The organism is Polaribacter sp. BAL334 (assembly GCF_015767435.1).
Classification (GTDB): domain Bacteria; phylum Bacteroidota; class Bacteroidia; order Flavobacteriales; family Flavobacteriaceae; genus Polaribacter.
In genome coordinates this window covers 1-489 of the sequence record NZ_JADWOV010000094.1, presented here as the reverse complement: position 1 = coordinate 489, position 489 = coordinate 1, and the positions used below count along the sequence as shown (strand labels likewise).

General features: G+C 31.1%; 1 protein-coding gene. It reads left to right on the top strand.

Features of this window, described 5'->3' with window-relative positions; all coding sequences use genetic code 11:
* The coding region (locus IU405_RS00480; RefSeq protein WP_410896731.1) for a tetratricopeptide repeat protein at nt 1–489 on the top strand (489 nt) is incomplete at both ends.

Genomic DNA, 489 nt, shown 5'->3' with positions numbered 1-489 from the left:
GCCTTGCAAAAAGAGCCTGATAATTTGTGGATGTTGAAACATTTGGTGGCTATTTATGAACGAGAATCTAATTTTTCAGAGGCTGTAAAAATTCAAGAAAAATTGGTGGTTCTCAATCCCAAAGAGCGTGAATATTTGGTGCGATTGTATTTTATGAACAATCAATTGAAAGAAGCATTAGCATTATTATCAACTTTAGAAAAAGAAACAGGTTTGTCATCAGAGTTTGCTTTTTTAAAAAACAGGTTGGATAACACCAAAGTTCCTGATGTAAAAGAAATTAAATTAGACGATCTAGAAGGTTTAAAACTTCAGTTTGAAAATGATAAATCTTATCAAATTTTGGAGAAAATCTTACAAAAATCTGAAAATAGTTTTAATGATTTACTACAATTTGGCAAAGAAGGCATCACACTTTTTCCGGAACAACCTTTAGTATATTTACAGTATGGCAAAGCGTTGAACCATCAAAAAGAGTTTCAAAAAGCG